Here is a 22,758-nt window from a genome sequence, read left to right on the forward strand (position 1 = left end):
TCACCTAAAATCACTTAAAATATTTATATTTTTATCATTATGTCCAACTTTAGCTATTATTGGTACGCTAGTTGTATTATATATTAAGTTTATATTGTCATTATGCATAATTATATCTTTATAGTTGTTAAAAATAATACCTTTTATATTTATATTTTTAGATTTTATATATTCTATAGTAAGCAAAGTAAAATTAATAGTTCCAAGCCCTGCATCTGCCACTATAATAACATCTAAACCTAACATATTTATAATATTTTCTAAAAATAACTTTTCACTGTTATTATAAATTATCGGACATACTATGCCTCCACTTCCTTCAACAATGGTATATTCAAATTTATTTTTTATGTTATTAAAATCATACAATATTTTATTTTTATCAATTGTTTTATTTTCCATTTTACTAGCAAGATGTGGAGAAACAGGGTTTGTAAATATATAAGACCCCATACTATTTATATTTTGGCTAATTTGTGAAAAACTTTTTACATATCCAATATCACTACTATAAATACTATCTGCTCCACTTAAAACTGGCTTGTAATATCCAACATTAACACCTTGTTCTTTTAATTTTTTTACTAATAATCCACATATGTATGTTTTACCTACGTCTGTTCCAGTTCCTGTTACAAAAATTGCTTTATTCATCTTTAATACCTATTTTATATCCTAATTTTTCTATCATATTAATATCAAAATCTATTGTTGTTCCTACTGTTGTTAATAAATCACCAGATACAGTAGCATTAGCGCCAGATAAAAAGCATTTTTCACCTTTATCTTCTAAAAGAATTCTACCGCCTGCCAATCTAATATATGCATCTGGATTAACAAACCTAAATATAGCTACAAATCTTCTTATTTCATCTTGTGTAAGCTTAGCATTGTTTTCATAAGGCGTATTTTTAATAGGATTTAACATATTTACAGGTATAGATTTTACTTCTAAATCTCTTAATGTAAATGCTGTATTTATTCTGTCTTCAAAAGATTCTCCAAGACCTAATATTACCCCACTACACACACTAAACCCTAATTTTTTAGCCTCTTCTATAGTTTTAATTTTGTCATCAAAAGTATGAGTAGTACATACATTAGGAAAATATTCTCTTGATGTTTCTATATTGTTATGTATCCTTGTTATGCCTGCTTCTTTTAGCTTTATTAATTGCTCTCTATCTAATAAGCCTAAAGATACACAAGTTTTTAATTTTGTTTCTTGTTTAACTCTTTTCATAGCGCTACATATTCTTTCTAGCTCAAAGCTAGTTGGTTTTCTGCCAGAATTAACAGTTGAATATCTTAAAACACCTTTTTCACTGTTATATTTAGCATCTTTTAATATTTCCTCTTCAGATAAAATAGAATATGTTGATATCCCTGTGTTATAATGTGAAGATTGTGCACAAAATTTACAATTTTCAGAACAATTTCCACTTTTAGCGTTTATTATTGTACACATATCAAAAAAGTTTTCAACAAAATGTTCTCTTATTTGGTTAGCACATTTACACAATATTTCTAAATCTACATCTAATAACTTAAAAGCTTCTTCTTTTTTTATCTTATATCCACTAATAATATCATTTTTTAACTTTTCAACATTCATATAACTAATCTTTACTCCTTTAATTTTTAAAAATTAATAAATTTCTTTAATCTTTTACCTAAAATAGCACTTAATATACATAATAATATATCTCCAGGTACAGATAATATAAATCCATATAAAAATAATGTCCAAATAGTCATTTCTATGTTTAAAACAAATTTACTTATAAAATAATAATAAATTAATCCAAATGTATAAACTATAATAAGTCCTACAAATGATGCAAATAATATGCTTTTAAAAGTAAACTCTTTATTTTTATTTAAAATAAATCCTGTAAAAAATGTTCCAACTAAAAATCCAATTATATAACCAAACGTAGGCTTTAACACATACACAACTCCTCCTCCTTGGGTAAAAACTGGTACTCCAATAAGCCCTAAAATAATATAAGCTAAAACACTTAAGCTACCTAGCTTAGGACCTAACAATATACCTGCTAATGTTGTAAATAAAAATTGTAATGTAAATGGTATGTATGGTATAGGTATTTTTATAAATGCTCCTACTATAATTAATACTGTAAAAAGTGAAGTTAAACATATTTCTTTTGTTTTTAATGTCATAATAAATCCTTTCTTATCTCTAAAATACAATCTAAAATATTTACCACTAAATATAAAAATAAAATTTATCAAGGTAATTTTATTAATAGGTTATAACTTTAGATAATGCCTTTAAGGTTATCTATGCTCTATACCCCAACTATTTTTAAATACCTAAAATTTAATATTTAATATACTTAATCATAAATTAATTGTAACAATAAAAAAACATATTGTAAACCATTAATATTTTATTAGTTTACAATATGTTTGTCAAGTAAATTTAATTATATTTTAACTTTTCTAATGTTTCCCAAATACCTAACATATACATAGCTCCAAGTGCTCTATCATATAATCCATATCCAGGTTTACCAGTTTCACCCCAAATCATACGTCCGTGGTCTGGTCTTATATATCCTTTAAAATCAATTTCTTTATAGGCTTTTAACATTTCAACAACATCTAAAGACCCACAGCTAGATAAATGTGCACTTTCTTCAAATGAACCATCTTCTAAAATTTTAATGTTTCTTATATGTGCAAAATGTATACGTCCCATTTTACCAAATTTTCTTATAAGCCTTGGCATATCGTTAATTTTAGAACAACCAAGGCTTCCACTACATAGGCTTAATCCGTGGTGTTTATCATCATATAAGCTTAAAAATCTTTCAATGTTTTCTTCATTAGTGATAATTCGAGGTATACCAAATATTGACCAAGGTGGGTCATCTGGGTGTATGCCCATATTAACATCACACTCTATAGCTGTTGGCATAATTTCTTTAATAAAGTATTCAAGGTTAGCCCATAATCCTTCTTCTCCTTGAGCTTTATAAGCCTCTATAAGCTCTGTTATCTCATCAACATTATATGAAGAATCCCAACCTGGAAGTGTTAACTTAGTTGGGTCCATTTTATCAACATCTTCTTTATAATATACAAGCGCGTTAGACCCATCTGGTAATGGTTGGTCAAGGCGAGAACGAGTCCAATCAAATACAGGCATAAAATTATAACAAATACACTTTATACCAGCGCTAGCTAAACGTCTTATGTTTTCTTTATAATTATCTATATATTGTTGATAATTACCTCTTTTTAGTTTTATATCTTCGTGTACTGGCACACTTTCTATAACTTCAAGTTCAAGCCCTTTATCTTCCACCATTTTTTTAAGCTCTAATATTTTTTCCATTGGCCAAACTTCGCCAACTGGAACATCATATATAGCAGATACTACACCAGTCATACCAGGTATTTGTCTTATATATTCTAGCGTTACTGGGTCATCTTTGCCATACCACCTAAACGTCATTTTCATATTTTCATCTCCCATTTTATAAAATTATATTTAATTTTAAATTATTATCTTTTTACTGTTTTTAGTCCATCATTTACTAAAGAGTTAATTGCCTCTTCGTCTATAACATTTATATCTCCTGTTATAGAATGTTTTAAAACACTAGCACAAGTTCCAAATTCTACTGTTTTTTCATCTTCTTTTTTACTTAAAATTCCGTGTAAAATACCCGCTGTAAAAGCATCTCCGGCTCCAACTCTATCTAAAATATCAAAAGTATATGTTTTAGATTTAAATAAATCTGTACCATTAAATAAATAACCTTCTAAAGTATTATTATTTACTGTATTTAAAACTCTTTTTGTAGATGCTACATATTTTAAATTAGGATACTTTTTTAATAGTTCTTTATATAAATCTTTTAAATTTGTATCAAAATCTAAGCTATTGTTTTTAACTTCAAAGTTTAATATATTTACCATATCTAAATATCCTAAAAAACAATAGTCTATATGAGGTAAAATTTCTTCTAACACTTCTTTTGCCTCTTGTAAAGACCAAAGTTTAGCTCGATAGTTAGAGTCATAAGATACTTTTATGCCTTTTTTAGCACAATATTTTACCATATTTATTACAATTTCTTTTAAATTTTCACTTAAAGCAGGGGTAATACCAGATAAATGTACTAAACTTACATTTTCTAATATTTTTTCTAAATTAAAATCTTCTTTATTAGCCATAGATATAGCAGAATATTTTCTGTCATATATAACTTCTGTACTTCTTAAGCCATAGCCCATTTCGGCATAATATACCCCTAATCTACCTTCACATTGTAAAATATCATTAGTGTCTATATTATATCCTCTAAGGTTGTTTATTACTTTATCTCCCAAATAATTGTTAGGTAATTTAGTTAAAAACTTTGTTTTATGCCCTAAAAGAGAAAGACTTATTATTACATTTGCTTCTCCACCAGAATATAATGCCTCAAAAGAATTTGCTTGTATTATTCGTTGATTATTAGGAGGTGTTAATCTTAACATTATCTCACCAAACCCTAATATACTTTTTGTATCTAAATTAGTTTTAGTCAATTTTAAATCTCCTTTAAAATTTTTTAATATCTTAAATTTATTCTAATTTACATATTTATTAATATCCCATCAAAGTAGGTAACCACATAGATATTGCCGGTATATATGTTACTAATAGTAATACTATAAATATAGCTATATAGTGTGGTAATAAATCTTTAAATACTTTTTCTAATTTTATATCGGCAACTTTTGCTCCAACAAATAATATGTTACCAACTGGTGGTGTAATTGTACCTATACAAAGGTTAAATACTAACATTACACCAAATTGAATACTGCTCATACCTAATTTTTCACATATAGGTAAAAATATTGGTGTAAATATTAATACTGCCGGAGTAATATCCATAAATGTTCCTACAAATAATAATGTTAAATTTATTATAAAAAGTATTATTATAGGATTATCTATTATACCTAAAAGAGTAGAAGATATAGCCTCTGGAATATTAGTAAAAGCCATTACCCACGCCATTATACTAGAAACACCTATTAAAAGTACGATAATACCAGTCATTTTAGCACTTTCTTTAAATATTTCATAAAGCTCTTTTAAATTTATAGTTTTATATATAAATAAGCTTAAAATTAAACTATATACAACAGCAACAACAGACCCTTCAGTAGCTGTAAAGATACCTTTTATTATACCCCCAATAACTATAACTATTAAAAATAAACTAGGTATAGCATCTAAACAAACTTTTAAGCCTTGAGAAAAAGAAATTTTTTCACTACTTCTATATCCACGTTTTTTAGCTACAAAAAATGCAACTAACATACAAGAAAGACCCCATAATATACCAGGTATATAACCTCCCATAAATAATGCGGCAACAGATGTTCCACCACTAACTAAAGAGTATGTAATTAAAACATTACTAGGAGGTATTAATAAGCCTGTAGGTGCAGTAGCTATATTAACTGCCGCCGAATAAGCCTCATCATAGCCTTCTTTCTTTTCTACTGGTCCTATTATTGACCCCATAGCTGATGCGGCCGCAACACCAGAGCCAGATATGGCTCCAAACATCATATTAGCAACTGAATTTGTATGAGCTAAACTTCCAGGCACTCTACCTGTTAACAATTTTGCAAAATCAATAAGCCTAATAGCTATGCCTCCACGGTTCATAATATTCCCTGCTAATATAAAAAATGGAATTGCTATTAATGTAAACACTGAAATACCTGAAAATACTCTTTGTGCACCAGTTATAACAGTAGCTTCTACATTTAATATTGGTAATATTGCTAATATAGAAGAAACCCCTAAAGATACAGCTATAGGCACACCCATTAATAATAAAATTATTAATGTAATAGCTATTATAATTGCAGATAAAGTTGCTATATCCATCTAATTCCCTCCCGACTTTAACTTATAAACTGATTCTGATATATTTAAAATATTATATATTAAAATTAATGCTCCTGTTATAGGTATAATAATATAAATATACCCCATTACTATTCCTAAAGATGCTGTTATTTGTGTCATAGTAAGATTTGTTATTTTTATACCACCATATACTAATACTACTGCAGAAAAAATAAATATTATTATTTCAGTTATTATATCTAAATATATAGCTTTCACTCCAGTAATTTTATCTGCCAAAAATGACATTCTCATATGTTCTTTTTTCCCAAAAACTAATGCGGAAGCTAATAAAGATAACCAGGTAAAAGAAAATATTAACAATTCTTCAGATACTGTACTAGGAGAATTAAATACATATCTTGTAATAATTTGATAAGACCCAACAATAGTTATAAATACAAATAGTAAAACACAAACTATCTCTAAAATCTTATCTAAAGTTTTTCTAAACTGTATCATTTGTTATCCTCCTTTACTTGTTTATTAACTTTTTGTATATTATTATATATAGGCTCTAGTTTTGGATTTTCTGCTAAAATTTCTTTATGTAAAGGCAACAATTTTTCTTTAAATGGTTCTATCTCTGGATATATAAATTGTACACCCATATTTTTAGAAGCTTCTTCTTTTGCTTGTTCTATGCCTTCTTTCCATGCCTCTATTTCAACTTCTGTACATATTTTAGCTGCTTCTTCAAAAATTTTGCTTTCTTCTTCAGGTAAACTATTTAAAAATTTTGAATTACCAACAAGCATATCCGGAACCATTTGGTGTTGGTTATAGCTATAATATTTTGCGATTTCACCGTGTTTATTATTTGTAAGTGCTAATTCGTTATTTTCAGCACCTTGTATAACTCCTTGTTGAATAGCAGTATAAACTTCACCAAAGCTCATAGGAGTTGCTGCTGCGCCAAAAGCCTCCATCATTTTTATGTTAGTTGGACTTGCTATAACTCTTATTTTTTTACCTTTTAAATCGTCCGGTGTATTTATTGGTGTCGTAGCATAAAAGTTTCTTGTACCTGCATCAAACCACGTTACAGCCTTAAATCCAGATTCTTCAGTAGAACTGTAAATAGGTTCTAATATTTCTTCATTTTCCATTACACTATGATAAGCTTCTACACTATCAAATAAATAAGGCATACTAAATATTTGATATATATCATTAAAAGTTTCTAAATTACTTGTACTAGAAACTACAAAATCTATTGCTCCTGTTTGTACAAGCTCTATTGCTCTAACACTTGGACCTAAAAGCTCGTTAGGAAATATTTGTATGTCATATTGTGGCAAGTTTTCCTCTATGTACTTTTCAAAAGCCATAAGCCCTAAATGTTGTGGGTGGCTTGTAGATTGCCCATGTGATATTCTTACTATTCTTTTACCGTCATTTACTAAGCTACACCCTACAAAAGTTATAGCACAAAAAATTAGGCTACTACATAAAGCTAATTTTTTAAAACTTTTTAACATAAATTTCTCTCCCTTTGTGTAAGTCTTTAAACACCTAATTTAAGAAAAATATCTTTTAGAATTATTAAAGCAAATATTTTCTATAATTTCACCTAATATCTCTTCATCATAAGGATATTGACCAGTTGTAACTAAAGTTCCTATATAATTACATAATATTCTTCTAAAATATTCGTGTCTTACATAAGATAAAAAGCTTCTAGAATCTGTAACCATACCTACAAATTGGCTTATAAGTCCTAGCTGAGATAAAGCCATCATTTGTCTTTCCATACCATCTTTTTGGTCGTTAAACCACCAGCCAGACCCGAACTGAATTTTACCCTTTATATTATCCCCTTGAAAATTACCTATCATAGAACCTATTACTTCGTTGTCTTTTGGATTTAAGCAATATAAAATAGTTTTAGGCAATTTGTTATCTTTTTCCATATGGTCTAATATTCTTGATAATGTATAAGCAATTTCTCCATCATCAATACTGTCAAATCCGCAATCTCTTCCTAATTTATTAAACATTCTTGTATTATTATTTCTTAATGCTCCTATATGTAATTGCATTACCATATTTCTTTTATGATACATTTTACCTAAAGATATTAATAAAGCACAAGCATATTTAGATGCTTCTTCTTGATTAATGCTTTCTTCATTTAAAGCTTTAATAAATATATTATCAATTTCTTTTTCATTAAAATTATAAAAATTAATTCGTTCTAAACTATGGTCACTAATTTTACAGCCATTTTCATAAAAATAATCTAATCTTTTTTCTAATGCACTTTCTAAATCTTTAAAACATTTAATATCTATATTAGATACTTTAGCTAAAATATTTATATATTGTATAAATCCTTTTTCTTTTATTTTTATAGCTTTATCTGGTCTAAATGTAGGATTAACTGTACAATTAAAATCTTTATCCTCTTTTATTTGTTTATGATATTTTAAATCATCTATTGGGTCATCTGTTGTTCCAATATAAGCTACATTTGCCATTTTTATCAATTTTTTAGCTGTAAGCTTTTCTTGTTTTATTATTTCATTACATTTATCCCATATTTCTTTTGCATTTTTTTCGCTTAATGTTTGTTCTATGCCAAAAAATCTTTTAAGCTCTAGATGTGTCCAATGATATATAGGATTGCCTATTAAATAAGGCATCATTTTTGCAAATTGATAAAATTTATCATAATCATCTGCATCACCAGTTATATATTTTTCATCAATACCAAAACTTCTCATAGCTCTCCATTTATAATGGTCGTGATATAACCACATTTTAGCTAAATTATCAAACTCATAATCTTCTGCTATCTCGCTAGGTACTAAATGACAATGATAATCAAATATAGGTGTTTTCTTAGCATAGTTATGATACAATTTTTTTGCAACTTCATTTTCCAATAAAAAATCTTCATCCATAAATTTTCTCATTATTATCACCTCTTAGCTTTAAAATTTATGTTTACTAGTCTAACTCATTAATTAAACTAACAAATTTTTTTGCTGTATTTTCTATATCTTCAACTGACCCTTTAATTAATGAACTTCCTACTCCAACACAAGAAACTCCATTTTTAAACCACTCTTTAACATTATCTATAGTTACTCCACCTGTTGGCATTATTTCTACATTTGGTATAGGTGCTTTTATAGCCTTTACAAACTTAGCGCCAAACATATCTCCTGGAAATAGCTTAATCATTTTATTTCCTTTATCCATAGCTTTCATTATTTCTGTAACAGTCATACAACCTGGTAAATAAAGAATATTTTTATCTTTACAAACTTCATTTACTTCATCACTATATCCAGGGCTTACAACATATTTTGCTCCTGCTTCTATTGCATCTAAAGCCATTTTTTTATTTAATACGCTTCCTACACCAACTAATAAATTTTCATCTTCACTATATTCTTTTATAAGTTCACAAACATTTGGTATGCTATAGGTAAGCTCTAAAGATTTTATACCACCTTTTACACAAGCACTTATATATTCTCTAGTTTCTTTATGGTCTTTAGCTCTAATAACAGCTACTATTTTATTATTTTTTAATTGTTCTAAAATCATATTTTACACTCCTTTAAATTTATACTCCTGAATATGCAGAAAATGCTCCATCTATTGGGATAACAACACCATTAACAAAACCTGATGCCTCTTCTGATACTAAATATAATAAAGTTCCTATAAGCTCTTCTGCCTCTCCAAATCTTCCCATTGGAGTACTATTTAAAATCTTTTTACTTCTTTCTGTTGGTGTTCCATCTTCATTAAATAATAATCGTTCATTTTGTTGTGTTACAAAAAATCCTGGTGCCATAGCATTGACTCTAATTCCAACTTTAGACATATGAACAGCAAGCCATTGAGTAAAATTACTTACAGCTGCTTTTGCTCCAGAATATGCCGGTATTTTTGTAAGTGGTGTAAAAGCATTCATAGATGATATGTTAATTATTGTTGCTCCTTTTTTATTAATCATATCTTTACTAAATTCTTGTGATGGAAGCAAAGTTCCTAAAAAGTTTAAATTAAATACAAATTCTATACCACTTGGGTCTAAATCAAAAAAAGTTGTTAAATCTTTATTTTTTAAATCTTCTACTTCAAAATATTCTTTTGTTGTAGTTCCTTTTGGGTGGTTTCCTCCTGCCCCATTTATTAATATATCTGTTTCACCAAATTTTTCTAGTATTATATTATGAGCATTTTTTATGCTTTCTTTATCTAAAACATTTGTTTCTATGCCTATGGCTATACCGCCCTCATCATTTATTTCTTTTGCCTTTTTATCACATTCTTCTTGTCCCAAAGCTAAAATAGCAACTTTAGCTCCACATTTAGCAAGTGCCTTTGCCATTTCTCCACATAAAACACCTGTTCCACCTGTTACAACACAAACTTTGTCTTTTAAATCAATATTAAAAGGTAATTTCATATAAAACACTCCTTAAATAATCTAAACATAAAAATATCTTGTATACTAGTATACTAGCATACAAGATATTTTTTAACAATACTTTTTTTAATATTTTTTATTTTTTCTCCTTTTTATACAATTTTCAAATTATATATTTTATTTATTTTTAGTTATATTGTATATGTAATAATTTGTTTATATTATCTAATATAATTAGCTATTTCCTTATTATTTATAATTAAATTTTCCCAGCTACTAACTGGTTCTACTATATGACTATAAATAATATCATCTACTTCGCTCATTTTTCCATCTTTTATAATTTCAAAGTATTTAATATGTTGTTGTATTAAATTATCTTTGCTCTCATTCATTTCATCTAACAATCTTATTCTATTATAGTGGGTACTAATATTACAAATAACTTTCCAAACATTAGCTTTTTCTACCTCTTCAAAAATTAATCTATGAAATTTATTATCTAATTCGTGAAAATCTAAAAAATTATTATCTTTTTTACATATTAATTGTTGTTCCATTATATACTTTTCTAATTTTAATAATCCATTTTTAGAAAATTTTTTACAAGCTAAATGTAAAACTTCTTTTTCTAAATTTTGTCTAATAAAAATTGCATCATTAATCAAATTTTTATCAATTAATGAAACATATGTTCCTAATTGTGGTTTAACTTCTATTAAATTTTCTTCTTTTAATTTTATTAAAACTTCTCTAACAGGTGTTCTAGATACATTTAATATATTAGCTAAATCACTTTCGCTAAGTAAAGCCCCTGGTTTTAGCTCTAAAAACATAATATTATTTTTTAAATTTTTATATACATATTCTTTTGTAGTCTCATTTTTTTCTTTATTATAAAGTATCAACCCTATACCTCCATAATATACTTTTTATATATAATTATTATTAAAACTAAATTTAATCTTTAATACTAAAAATATTATACATTAGTGTAATATTTTACACAAGTATATATTTATTAATTAGTTAAATTACAAAAATAAAAAAGCCATAAAAATTTTATGACTTCAGATTGTAAACAAAATAGAATTAACACAAAAAACGAAAAGAGTTCATATATTTAATCGTACACGTGGTTTTGCCACGTATACGCAAAACTAAGTTTTAGCCCCTTATACAAGAAACCCTTGTTTTTTTAATACAGTACCTTAAAAAATAATATTATTATTTTTTCACAGGTTATAGATTTTTTCTACAACCTCAATTTTATGACTTTTTTATTTTTGCCATTGTTCTGTCATCGGTCTTGGTTTGCTCATTTCTTCATCTGTTAAAGGTGGTCTTTCTTGTAAAAATTTAGTCCCACTAACCATTTTTGTATATACTATATACATATCATTAGTAACAATTTTTTCTATTGGATAACAAGTTAACAAGTCTACCGAATAAGGTTCTTTTCCATTAAATGCCATATCACTCCAATCGTGAACACCCGATTCATATATAGCAGACCCCGTTACTTCATATATAAATATATCAAAAGGAGTTTCTACTATAAATTTATCTCCAACCTCCATTTTAGGCAAATCATAAAAAAGTTGATAGTTATGTCCCCCTAAGGCCGTAACAGATTTTTCACCAAATATCCCCCAGTTTCCAAAACGCCCTGGTGCTGTTATTTGCCAGTTGTTGTTTATATCATCAGACCCATAATATATAGGCATTTCATATATTTCCATTTTAGGTATAGTAAGAGTACCTACTTGTTCTCCCAGTTCATATTCTGGAGCTAATGTATCTATCTCTACAATTGTATTATCATCCCAAACTTCTTTGTATTTTTCTAATGTTTTTTCTTTATCTTGTTCCATTTGAGAAAATGTAGTAGGATTTTTTGCCACAACTGGAAACAATTTAACACAACTTGCTGTTGCAATAAATGCTATCAAGCTAAAACATATTTTTCTTACTAACATATATTTAACCACCTCTTTCTTCTAAATATACTAACATAATTAAAAGGTATTTGTAAATATATAAATTAATATTGAAGATAAAATATTTTTATATTTTATATAAAAATTATAATTTAAAAAAATATATATTTAAAAACTTAAATTTTTATTAGCTTTATCTCTATATATAAAAATTTGGTTAAAAATATAAAATTTTATCTTTTTTATTTTTTTCTTTAAAATTTTTCAATTTTAGTGTATAATCTATTTATAATGTATACTTAAGTTAGTATATAATAAAATAATAAGGAATGGTGACAAAAATGCGTGAAGCTTCCTCTTTTTTAAATACTATAGGTTTTTTCCTTCTTTTAATTGGAAACTTATTTTTTTCATTAATTATTCTTAAACGTTGGAAAGGTAGAATACTCAATATTTTAATACCTTTAATATATCCTGTAACTTGTACTATAGCAGTTATATTTACTGCTAAAAAAATAACTATAGCAAACGAACCTACCTCATATGTTGTTTTGTTTATAGTTAGTATGATTTTGTTAATATTACTTTTAAAAATACGTTTAGAAGAAGCTATATTTTTAAGTATATTTCAAACTTTCCACATTGTTTTTGTAAAAGGGTTGTCTGCTGGAGCTATGTCTCTATTTTATCAAAAAAATATGTTCCAACTTTTTCAGGTTGACCAATATACTCAAATCATAACTTGTATTGCTCATGGACTATTAGCAACATTATTTTGTATATATTATTTAACTTTTAATAGCCAAAAAATGTCTGCTTTTTTCTTATGTAAAGGTCAAGTATATTATGTTATGATTATACATATTATGTTAACTTTATACTTACTATTTAACTGCTATAATTTTTACTTTAACCTAGACCTTATTTGGTTTTCTGTGGAACAAGTATATACTTGTATAGTTTTATATACTATATACTTCTTAGTTTTACGCTTTGGTGTTAGGACAACTAGCTTATTACAAAATGAAATACGAAAAAAAAATCAAGATTTTACTATGTTAAATCAAGTGTCTAATTTTACAAAAACTCAAAATTCTAATGATTTTTTAAATTTATATCATAAATCATCTGTTAATTTAAAAGAACTTATAAATACGGATAATAAAATAGATGCTTTAGAAACACTTAATAATTTAGATAATAAATATAAATCTATAAATAATATAGATTGTAACACAATATCTCATTCTACAATAATAAATGCATTATTTTATGAATTTATAAATGTTTGTAGTTTTAAAAATATAAAACTAGAGGGTGAATATTCATTTAATAATAACCTTAATATTGATGAAAAAGATTTACACGAAATATTATCTATATTATTAAAAAATTGCTTAGAAGCTACATTAAGACTAAATGATGAAAATAAAAAATATATAAGTATAAACACTGAACAAATAAATAAAGATTTTATATTAAAAATATCTAATACATATAATAAAGCACCAAAGGTTGACAATGGTTATTTAGAGTCTTCTAAAAAATATACAGAAGTAGAAGGCCTTGGTATTGGTTATATAGAACAAGTTCTAAATAAAATTAAAGGTAAATTTGATTTTAAAATTGATAAGAAGAATAAAATTTTCACTGCTCAAATAAAAATACCTTTAAAAAAATAAAAATTATAATACTTTAAACTAAAATTAAATGATACTTAAATTGTATAAATTACTTTATCAATTATACGTAAAAGATTTAAGGATGCTTTAACCTATTGAACAAAAAACTTACTTTATCCCTTGTATAAAGAAATATACAGTATCTCAAAAAAATAAAATGCTAAAGACTTTATCTTTAGCATTTTATTTTGATTTAAAATATTATAATTTTTTAATAAAACATAGATACACCTGGTCCTAAAGGTAAATCTAAAACAATCCATATAACTAATAATATAGTCCAACCTATTAAAAACATTATACTGTATGGTAACATAGTAGATATTAATGTACCTATACCAGATCTTTTATCATATTTTTTTGCAAAAACAACTATCATAGCAAAATAATTCATAAGTGGGCTAATAATATTAGTTGTAGAATCTCCTATACGATATGCAACTTGTGTAAGCTCTGGTGAATAACCTAACTGCATAAACATAGGTATAAATACTGGTGCAAGTATAGTCCATTTAGCAGAAGCCGACCCCATAAATAAATTTATAAATGCAGTTAATATTATAAATAATACCATAAGAGGTGCTCCTGTTAAGCCTATATTACCTAAAAAGTCTGCCCCTTTTAAAGCTAAAATACTACCAAGGTTTGTATAGTTGAAATAATTTACAAACTGTGCTGCAACAAATGTTAATGCTATATATGAGCCCATAGAAGCCATATTTTTTCCTAATTGGTCACCAATATCTTTTTCACTTTTATATGTTCCAGATACTCTACCATAGACAATAGAAGGAATAAAAAATCCTAATGTAATAAATACAATAATACCGTCTATTAATAATGATTTTGATATAAGGCTACCTGTTTCAGGATTTCTAAGTAAAGAGTTTTTAGGTATTGCCCATAAAACTATTAATAAAATATATGCTATTAACGTAAAGTTTGCATATTTTAATGCTTTATTTTCTTGTGGTGTAAGCTCTGTAGCTTCAGATACAGTTTCATCTGTTGTGTCAAACTTACCTAATCTAGGCTCTACGATTTTATCTGTAACAAATGTACCTACTATAACTATTAATGCTGTTGATACAAACATAAAAAACCAGTTTGCTGTTGCTCCTACCGTATATGACGGGTCTAATATTTGAGCTGCTTCTGTGCTTATACCACTAAGAAGTGTATCTACAGTACCGATTAAAAGGTTTGCACTAAATCCACCAGATACACCTGCAAAAGCTGCTGCAAGACCTGCTAAAGGATGTCTTTTATAAGCCATAAAAACGATAGCTCCAATAGGTACTAAAACAACATATCCTACGTCTGATGCTACGTTAGACATAACACCTAAAAAAACAACAACTGGTGTTATTAATTTCACAGGTGTTTTAGATACTAATTTTTTCATACTTGCTGTAATATATCCGCTACCTTCTGCACAACCAACACCAAGCATAGTAACTAAAACTACACCAAGTGGTGCAAATCCTGTAAAGTTTGATATAGCATTTTTTATCATATAAGCTATACCTTCACCGCTTAACAAACTTACGGTTGTTATTGTTTGTTCTTCTAGTTCCATTGTTTTTTGGTTCATTATCTCGCCAGTAGCTGATATACCTAAAGCTTCAAATATGGCCGATAATATAACTATTAATAATGATAAAATTGTAAATAAAGTTATCGGATGTGGTAATTTATTCCCTGCTACTTCAATGCTATTTAAAAATTTATCAAAAAAAGAATTTTTCTTTTTGATATTTTCTTTTTTACCCATAGCTTTCTCCTTCCAAAAATATTGTATAATATTAATTCATATTTTATAATTATACTAAATTTTACTTGAAAATACAATAAAAAAATGTCTTTTTATATTTAAAATTTTTATATGCTATATAAATGTTTATTCTAAGTTTTAATTTATGTAAAATATATCAGACTAAAACCAAAATATTTTAGGAATAATCTTTTTATTTTTATACTTTTTATAAAAATTATAATTACAACACAGGGCTTTAAGTCTTTGTGAAGAAATCAACTTTTTTTCACACAATACTAAATTTTTGAAAGGTTATAGACTTTGTATACAACATCTATTATGTAAAATATATTTAGCATTATAAAAGTTAAAATTCTTTTATAATGCTAAATATTAATTATCTTATTCCATTTGCTTTCCCAAAAAACCTGCTGCTGTCTGTGCCAACTTTCCTTCAACTTCTCCCATTTTTTTGTCTCCAGACAACAAAACAACTGCTCCTATAACATCTCCTTCAGATATGATAGGAGTTATTAATTGGTGGTTATATGAAATATTGTCATCTTCAGTTATAGAAACAAAGTTTTTTTCATCTCTATTAGCTATATGTGTTGTTCTTTTGTTTATTACATCTTCTAAACCGCTACTTATATGTTTTTCTAAAAGCTCTTTTTTGCTACCACCACTAACAGCTATTACGTGGTCTTTATCTACTATACAAGCTATATGACCTGCTGTTTGGGCTAAGCTTTCTGCATATTCTTTTGCAAAGCTTCCAAGCTCCCCTATTGGTGAATATTTTTTTAATATAATTTCACCTTCTCTATCTGTAAATATCTCTAAAGGGTCTCCTTCTCTTATTCTTAGTGTTCTTCTTATTTCCTTAGGTATAACAACTCTCCCCAAATCATCTATACGTCTTACAATCCCTGTTGCTTTCAAAAAAAATTCCTCCTTAATTAAAGCTTATTAAAATAAGATTATAAATTTTATTTTTTGTTTTATTTTTTATAATACTATTATTGTTCAGTAGAGGATTTTTTATGCAATGTTTTTTTATTTTTTATACAATTTATCCTATTTTTTCAATTTTTACTTTTAACATATTTATTATTTATAAATATATTTTAAAAATTTTTATTTGTGGTATAATAAAGCTAATTAAATGTTAAGGAGATAAAATTATGCAATATGGATTTGTTAGAGTAGCCTCTGCTACACCTAATATAAAAGTATCAAACTGTTTTTATAATGCAAAAAATATAATTGAATATATAAAAAAAGCTCATAAAAATAATGTTAGTCTTATTGTTTTTCCTGAGCTTTGTATAACTGGTTATACCTGTTCAGACTTATTTTTACAAGATAGTTTAATACAAGATAGTAAAAAAGCCTTAAAACAAATTTTAGAAGAAACAAAAAATTTTAATATAACTTGTGTTGTTGGTATGCCAATAGAATTTTTAGGAAAATTATATAATTGTGCTATATGCTTTTATAAAGGTAAAATTTTAGGTATTGTACCAAAAACTTATATGCCAAACTATAATGAATTTTATGAAAAACGTCATTTTAATAAATTAGAAAATAACTGTACTTTTACAGATAAAGATATTTGTGACTACGATATTAGCTTTGGAAATATTATTTTTCAAGTTGAAAATGTTAAAAATTTTACTTTTGCAATAGAAATATGTGAAGATTTATGGTCTGTTATCCCTCCTAGCTCCAACTATGTTCTTAATGGTGCTAATATTATATTAAATCTATCTGCTAGTAACGAAATAGCTGGTAAATCTATATATAGAAAAGAACTTGTAAAAAATCAATCTGCTAGATGTATATGTGTATATATATATTCTAGCGCTGGTGAAGGTGAATCCACAACAGATTTAGTATTTTCTGGACACAATTTAATTTTTGAAAATGGTAGGCTTTTAAGTGAAAGTACACCTTTTAAAAATGAAATTATATATGCCGATATAGACCTTGAATATATAAATAATGAAAGAAGAAAAAATACTACTTTTAATTCTAAAATTTCTGAATTATATCCTATTAAAAAGTATAATATGGAAAATATATCATTTGATATAAAAAGATATATAGACCCTATGCCTTTTGTTCCAAAAGATGAAAATAAAAGAGCATTAAGATGTAAAGAAATAATAGATATACAAGCTTATGGTCTAAAAAAACGTATACAACATATAGGTATTAAAAATGTTGTTGTTGGTATATCTGGAGGGTTAGATTCTACCCACGCATTAATTGTTATAAATCATACTTTTGAGCTTTTAAACTATGATAAAAAAGGAATTATAACAGTTACAATGCCTTGCTTTGGTACAACAGATAGAACGTATAATAATGCTAAAAAGCTTTGTGAAATAATAGGAACTACTCTTTTAGAAATAAATATTAAAGATTCTGTTTTAAAACATTTTGAAGATATAAACCATAACCCTAATATACACGATGTAACTTATGAAAATAGTCAAGCAAGAGAACGTACTCAAATACTTATGGATATAGCCAACAAATATAATGGGATAGTTATAGGAACTGGAGATTTATCAGAACTTGCTCTTGGATTTGCAACATATAACGGTGACCATATGAGTATGTATGGTGTAAATTCATCAATACCAAAAACATTAATACGATATTTAATAGAATATTTTGCTAAAAATTCTAATGATAGTTTAAATGATATATTAATGGATATATTAAACACACCTGTATCTCCAGAGCTTTTACCACCTAACAAAGATGGTAACATAGCTCAAATAACAGAAGATATAGTAGGACCTTATGAGCTACACGACTTTTTCTTATATAATATGTTAAGATATAATTATACACCAGAAAAAATATACTATCTTGCCAAAAAGGCTTTTAATGGAACTTATGATAATAAAACTATTTTAAAATGGTTAGAAAAATTTTATATTAGATTTTTCACTCAACAATTCAAGCGTTCTTGTCTACCAGATGGTACAAAGGTAGGTTCTGTATCATTATCTCCTCGAGGAGATTTTAGAATGCCTAGTGATGTTAGCTTTGATACATTTTTAGATAGAATTAAAAATTTAGAATAATATTTATATAAATTAAATCAACATATTAAACATTATATTACACAATATATTTACAACAAACTTAACAACGGAGGATAAAAATATGAAAATGGTATCTTGGAATGTTAATGGTCTTAGAGCCTGTATGACAAAAGGCTTTTTAGACTTTTTTAACGATATAAACGCAGATATTTTTTCTATACAGGAAACAAAATTACAAGAAGGACAAATAGATATAAACTTAGATGGATATTATAAATATTGGAATTATGCCGAAAAAAAGGGGTATTCTGGTGTTGCCGTTTTTTCTAAAAAACAACCTTTAAAAGTAACTTATGGGTTAGATATAGACGAGCATAACAATGAAGGTAGGCTTATAACTTTAAAATTTGAAAATTTTTATTATGTTACAGCTTATGTTCCAAATTCACAAGATGAGCTAAAAAGGCTTGACTATCGTATGAAATGGGAAGATGATATTAGAAATTATCTTAATAAGTTAAAAAATGATAAACCTGTTATTTATTGTGGTGATTTAAACGTAGCACATAAAGAAATAGATTTAAAAAATCCTAAAACTAATAGAAAAAATCCTGGCTTTTCTGATGAAGAAAGAGAAAAATTTCAAAATCTTTTGGATAGTGGTTTTTTAGATACCTTTAGATGTAAATATCCAGATAAAGAAGGTTGTTACAGCTGGTGGAGCTATCGTTTTAAAGCAAGAGAAAAAAATGCTGGTTGGCGTATAGATTATTATTTAATATCTAATGATATAAAAGAAAACTTAATAGATGCTAATATCCACACTAACATTTTAGGTTCAGACCATTGTCCTGTAAGCATAGACATTAATTTATAATTATAATATAATAATCTTAAAACAAATATTTTTATTTAAATTTATTTGATTTTTAAAATATATAATATATTAGGTTATTAATAATGGAGGTATATATGAATAATTTTAAAGTTATAAATCAAGTTGAAGCAAAAAAAATAATGGATAAAGGTAATTGTAAAATATTAGATGTTAGAACTAAAGAAGAATTTGATGAAGGTCATATAGAAAATGCTATTCTTTTACCTTTAGATGAAATAGAAGAAAAAGTAGAAGAAACTTTTAAAGATAAAAATGAAACTATCCTTGTTTATTGTAGAAGTGGTGTAAGAAGCAAACAAGCTTCTAAAATAATGGCAGAAAAAGGATATTCTAATATATTAGAATTTGGCGGTATTATTGATTGGCCATTTGAAACTATATTATAAAATTTCTCTAATAATTATATTTTAGGGTGTAGACTTTGTCTACACCCTTTACAAAATATGAATATTTATCTTTTCTAGTTTTAAATTAATATAAAAATAACTTTATCATACAAAGACAAAAGCCCCTAAACATCTATCTTTTTATATAATCAATAAAACTACTTGTTATTATTAATTTTTTTAAACAAAAAAGTATTTAAAATATAAAATAAAGTTAAATTTTTATTTAGTATAATATTTTTTAATATATAAAAAATACACCTATCAAAATTAAGGTGTATTTTTATTATTACAATTAAGGTATTCCTAAAATTCAAAAAATTGATTTTATATATTATTCGTCAATTTTATCTTCTTTAAAATCTAATTTAGAAGTAACGTATTTTTTAAACCCTTTCATAGTAGCTATGAAGAAATCAAGCTCTTTTTCGTCCATGCTACTAAGATATGTAGATATTACAGACATTTTCTTTTCTATTCCGCTTTCTTCTTTACATACTCTTTCACCATTTAATGGGCAAGTAATTAATGTATCTAAAGAAATACTAAAAAATTCCGCAATTTTACAAAGATTTTTTATACTAGTGCCTCTTTGGCCTCTTTCTATTAATCCTAAAAAACCTGGCGCTATTTCTAAAACTTCTGAAAGTTCATCAATAGTGAGTTCTCTTTTTTGACGTTCAAATCTAATGTTGGAACCTATTATTTTATTATAGTCCATTTAAAATCACTCCAAACTTGTTTTTTTATATATTTTTATAAAATTAAAAACTAAAATGTGTAACATATTACCATTTTATCATAAATAATATTCTATTTCAACAAAAAATATCAAAATACATTATATTAAATAATATACTAAACTTATAAAAATAAACTATAATAAAAAAATAAATTAAATATTAATCTTAACCTAGCTTACATAAATATATAAGCTAGGTTAAATCTTAAGACAGAATATTTTAGATTAAATTTTTTAATTTTTATGCAAGGTATAAAAATTCTAATCCCAATACAGTGCTTTACATCAGATTATTTAAAAGCTAGATTTGTAGGAAATTTAACCCTTGTATGAAAAAATTAACTTTTTCATTTTAATATACTTCATTAATTGACATATATTGTAAATTATTTATTCTGCTTAACTTCTTTAAAGCCATTTTATAAAATATTCTAGTATCTTGTGGTGGCAAATCATCTATTATTTTACATAATTTATCGTAACATTTTATTTCTTCTTCTATAGCTAAAAGTATTCCTACTTTCAAAGGCATATTAACATTTATAGATATAGATTTTGGTTCAAATTTATTTTCATTTATCTCTTCATAATAATCTTTTAAATTATTATATTCTAATTTGCATTCATTACTTATATTTCTTAATCTATCTCTATACAAACTATTATTACATTTATTAGACAATTGCTCGTAAAATATATTGGCATTAGATTCATCTTGTATAAACTCTTCTATATAGGTACTTACTATATTTTTATTTTGTGGTTGCTCTATATTTACTATATTTTTTTTGTTTTTTTCAATATTTTCTTTTATCTCTTCATTTATTTTTTCAAGCTCTTCTTCTGTTAAAGGTTTTAATGTTATATCCGATGGAATATTGTTTTGATAGTTATTTTGCTGATTATTTTGGATATATTGATTATTTATCATATGTGAGTTATTTTGCATAAACCTATTATTTGGTATATTATTACGCATTAGGTTATTATTGTTGAAAAAAAAGCTATTGTTTCTATTTTGAAAATTATTAAATCTATTGTTAAAAAATAAAGGCATATAATACCTCCTAAAAACTATCTTATATATATTATATTCTTAATATTTTTATTTGACACTAATTTATATATACAGTAGTTTTATTTGGTATTTTATTATAAAACCATTCTATATCCTCTATACTCATACGAACACAACCACTAGAGCACCTTTCACCGATTGTATTGTCAATAATATTTTTATTTTTATCCATAGCCACAGAATGGTAAAGATAAGACCCATTAAATTTAAGCCAATACATAGCCCCACTGCCTAATCTTTCGCTATAAAACCATTCTCCTTTATCTACTATTTTAAAAATACCACGTGTTGTAGGAGATTCATTTACACCTGTTCCACAAGGTATAGTTTTTATAAGCTTCCAATCTTCACATTTTCCTTTAAATACATATGTAAGTTGCCTATATATATCTGTAAAAACAAGATAATCTGTTTCGCTATCTAAGCCTATGCTATTAACATAGGCCTCTAGCTCTATGTCTTTTAAATACTCTTTATTTGCTATTGGTGTTTTTGGTATATATAAGTCTTTTCTTGTTACCCAACCTTTTATATTTAATTTTTCATTTTTTATATAATATATTTCTCTAGACTTATCTTCTAATATTTCTACATTTGTTCCTTTTTCTATTGTTGTTAATATTTTTTTAAATTCTTTGTCTAAATATACATTACAATCATCATTTATAGTTGCTATAACAGGAGAGGCAACTATTTTTTGTTTTATATTATATATATCTTGTGCTAATACAATATGCTTTTTATAATACCAAAAACTACATATTGCTATAATAATACATATAATAAATAATATTTTATAAAAGCTTTTTGTCATATATTTCTCCTTTTATTTTTTATTTATTATATGTATATTAAAATTATATAATTTAATAAC

The 22,758-nt window shown here is 25.9% G+C and carries 22 protein-coding genes; 4 read left to right on the forward strand and 18 right to left on the reverse strand.

Annotated elements, in window-relative coordinates:
- The 13 genes from bioD to NBW53_RS08810 all read right to left on the reverse strand — a co-directional run bounded on the left by bioD (position 1) and on the right by NBW53_RS08810 (position 12,319).
- Positions 1 to 654 (reverse strand): dethiobiotin synthase, encoded by a 654-nt coding sequence (gene bioD / locus NBW53_RS08750; protein ID WP_250277884.1) that lies wholly within the window; start codon positions 652 to 654, stop codon positions 1 to 3.
- Positions 647 to 1,615 (reverse strand): biotin synthase BioB, encoded by a 969-nt coding sequence (gene bioB / locus NBW53_RS08755; protein ID WP_250277885.1) that lies wholly within the window; start codon positions 1,613 to 1,615, stop codon positions 647 to 649. Before bioB ends, bioD begins: the two co-directional genes overlap by 8 nt.
- A gap of 26 nt (positions 1,616 to 1,641) precedes the next feature.
- On the reverse strand, positions 1,642 to 2,184 hold the full coding sequence (locus NBW53_RS08760) for a biotin transporter BioY (RefSeq protein WP_250277886.1): 543 nt from the start codon (positions 2,182 to 2,184) through the stop codon (positions 1,642 to 1,644).
- Positions 2,185 to 2,446: 262 nt separating this feature from the next.
- Positions 2,447 to 3,490, reverse strand: coding sequence for a mannonate dehydratase (locus NBW53_RS08765; RefSeq protein WP_250277887.1), 1,044 nt, complete (start codon positions 3,488 to 3,490; stop codon positions 2,447 to 2,449).
- Between the two features lie 44 nt (positions 3,491 to 3,534).
- Positions 3,535 to 4,566, reverse strand: coding sequence for a sugar kinase (locus NBW53_RS08770; protein ID WP_250277888.1), 1,032 nt, complete (start codon positions 4,564 to 4,566; stop codon positions 3,535 to 3,537).
- Positions 4,567 to 4,624: 58 nt separating this feature from the next.
- Entirely contained in the window at positions 4,625 to 5,929 is a 1,305-nt protein-coding gene (locus tag NBW53_RS08775; protein WP_250277889.1) for a TRAP transporter large permease, read from the reverse strand.
- Positions 5,930 to 6,412: a TRAP transporter small permease gene (locus NBW53_RS08780; protein ID WP_250277890.1), complete on the reverse strand. Its 483-nt coding sequence runs from the start codon at positions 6,410 to 6,412 to the stop codon at positions 5,930 to 5,932.
- Positions 6,409 to 7,431, reverse strand: a complete 1,023-nt coding sequence (locus tag NBW53_RS08785; RefSeq protein ID WP_250277891.1) for a TRAP transporter substrate-binding protein — start codon at positions 7,429 to 7,431, stop codon at positions 6,409 to 6,411. The genes NBW53_RS08780 and NBW53_RS08785 overlap by 4 nt, the downstream gene beginning before the upstream one ends.
- Positions 7,432 to 7,470: 39 nt before the next feature.
- Positions 7,471 to 8,868 carry a glucuronate isomerase gene (gene uxaC, locus NBW53_RS08790; RefSeq protein WP_250277892.1) on the reverse strand — a complete coding sequence of 466 codons (1,398 nt, stop codon included), beginning with the start codon at positions 8,866 to 8,868 and terminating at the stop codon, positions 7,471 to 7,473.
- Between the two features lie 34 nt (positions 8,869 to 8,902).
- Entirely contained in the window at positions 8,903 to 9,508 is a 606-nt protein-coding gene (locus NBW53_RS08795; protein WP_250277893.1) for a bifunctional 4-hydroxy-2-oxoglutarate aldolase/2-dehydro-3-deoxy-phosphogluconate aldolase, read from the reverse strand.
- A 19-nt stretch (positions 9,509 to 9,527) separates the two neighbouring features.
- Entirely contained in the window at positions 9,528 to 10,379 is an 852-nt protein-coding gene (locus NBW53_RS08800) for an SDR family oxidoreductase (protein WP_250277894.1), read from the reverse strand.
- Between the two features lie 182 nt (positions 10,380 to 10,561).
- A complete protein-coding gene (locus tag NBW53_RS08805; RefSeq protein ID WP_250277895.1) occupies positions 10,562 to 11,248 on the reverse strand; it encodes a GntR family transcriptional regulator in 687 nt (228 codons plus the stop codon).
- Positions 11,249 to 11,620: 372 nt separating this feature from the next.
- A complete protein-coding gene (locus NBW53_RS08810; protein WP_250277896.1) occupies positions 11,621 to 12,319 on the reverse strand; it encodes a sortase domain-containing protein in 699 nt (232 codons plus the stop codon).
- Positions 12,320 to 12,621: 302 nt separating this feature from the next.
- Between NBW53_RS08810 and NBW53_RS08815 the strand changes: the two genes are divergently transcribed.
- Complete coding sequence (locus NBW53_RS08815) at positions 12,622 to 13,962, forward strand: GHKL domain-containing protein (protein ID WP_250277897.1); 1,341 nt, start codon at positions 12,622 to 12,624, stop codon at positions 13,960 to 13,962.
- A gap of 211 nt (positions 13,963 to 14,173) precedes the next feature.
- Here the strand turns inward: NBW53_RS08815 and NBW53_RS08820 are convergent, their stop codons facing one another.
- Positions 14,174 to 15,736: an AbgT family transporter gene (locus NBW53_RS08820; RefSeq protein ID WP_250277898.1), complete on the reverse strand. Its 1,563-nt coding sequence runs from the start codon at positions 15,734 to 15,736 to the stop codon at positions 14,174 to 14,176.
- 384 nt (positions 15,737 to 16,120) lie between these two features.
- Positions 16,121 to 16,660 (reverse strand): stage V sporulation protein T, encoded by a 540-nt coding sequence (spoVT, locus tag NBW53_RS08825; protein WP_284345814.1) that lies wholly within the window; start codon positions 16,658 to 16,660, stop codon positions 16,121 to 16,123.
- A gap of 242 nt (positions 16,661 to 16,902) precedes the next feature.
- On the opposite strand from spoVT, the gene NBW53_RS08830 reads away from it, so the two are divergent.
- From NBW53_RS08830 to NBW53_RS08840, 3 genes are all read left to right on the forward strand, one after another.
- Positions 16,903 to 18,819 carry an NAD(+) synthase gene (locus NBW53_RS08830; protein ID WP_250277899.1) on the forward strand — a complete coding sequence of 639 codons (1,917 nt, stop codon included), beginning with the start codon at positions 16,903 to 16,905 and terminating at the stop codon, positions 18,817 to 18,819.
- 82 nt (positions 18,820 to 18,901) lie between these two features.
- Positions 18,902 to 19,657 (forward strand): exodeoxyribonuclease III, encoded by a 756-nt coding sequence (locus NBW53_RS08835; RefSeq protein WP_250277900.1) that lies wholly within the window; start codon positions 18,902 to 18,904, stop codon positions 19,655 to 19,657.
- A 95-nt stretch (positions 19,658 to 19,752) separates the two neighbouring features.
- Positions 19,753 to 20,064 (forward strand): rhodanese-like domain-containing protein, encoded by a 312-nt coding sequence (locus NBW53_RS08840; RefSeq protein ID WP_250277901.1) that lies wholly within the window; start codon positions 19,753 to 19,755, stop codon positions 20,062 to 20,064.
- Between the two features lie 334 nt (positions 20,065 to 20,398).
- On the opposite strand, the gene NBW53_RS08845 is transcribed toward NBW53_RS08840, so the two are convergent.
- From NBW53_RS08845 to NBW53_RS08855, 3 genes are all read right to left on the reverse strand, one after another.
- The gene (locus NBW53_RS08845; protein WP_250277902.1) at positions 20,399 to 20,785 is read right to left on the reverse strand and encodes a helix-turn-helix domain-containing protein; all 387 of its coding nucleotides are present in this window, start codon (positions 20,783 to 20,785) and stop codon (positions 20,399 to 20,401) included.
- A 373-nt stretch (positions 20,786 to 21,158) separates the two neighbouring features.
- Positions 21,159 to 21,863, reverse strand: coding sequence for a hypothetical protein (locus NBW53_RS08850; RefSeq protein ID WP_250277903.1), 705 nt, complete (start codon positions 21,861 to 21,863; stop codon positions 21,159 to 21,161).
- Between the two features lie 58 nt (positions 21,864 to 21,921).
- Positions 21,922 to 22,698: a L,D-transpeptidase gene (locus NBW53_RS08855; RefSeq protein ID WP_250277904.1), complete on the reverse strand. Its 777-nt coding sequence runs from the start codon at positions 22,696 to 22,698 to the stop codon at positions 21,922 to 21,924.
- Between the last annotated feature and the right edge of the window lie 60 nt (positions 22,699 to 22,758).

The sequence above is a fragment of the [Clostridium] colinum genome (genome assembly GCF_940677205.1).
Lineage (GTDB): Bacteria > Bacillota > Clostridia > Lachnospirales > CAG-274 > Tyzzerella > Tyzzerella colina.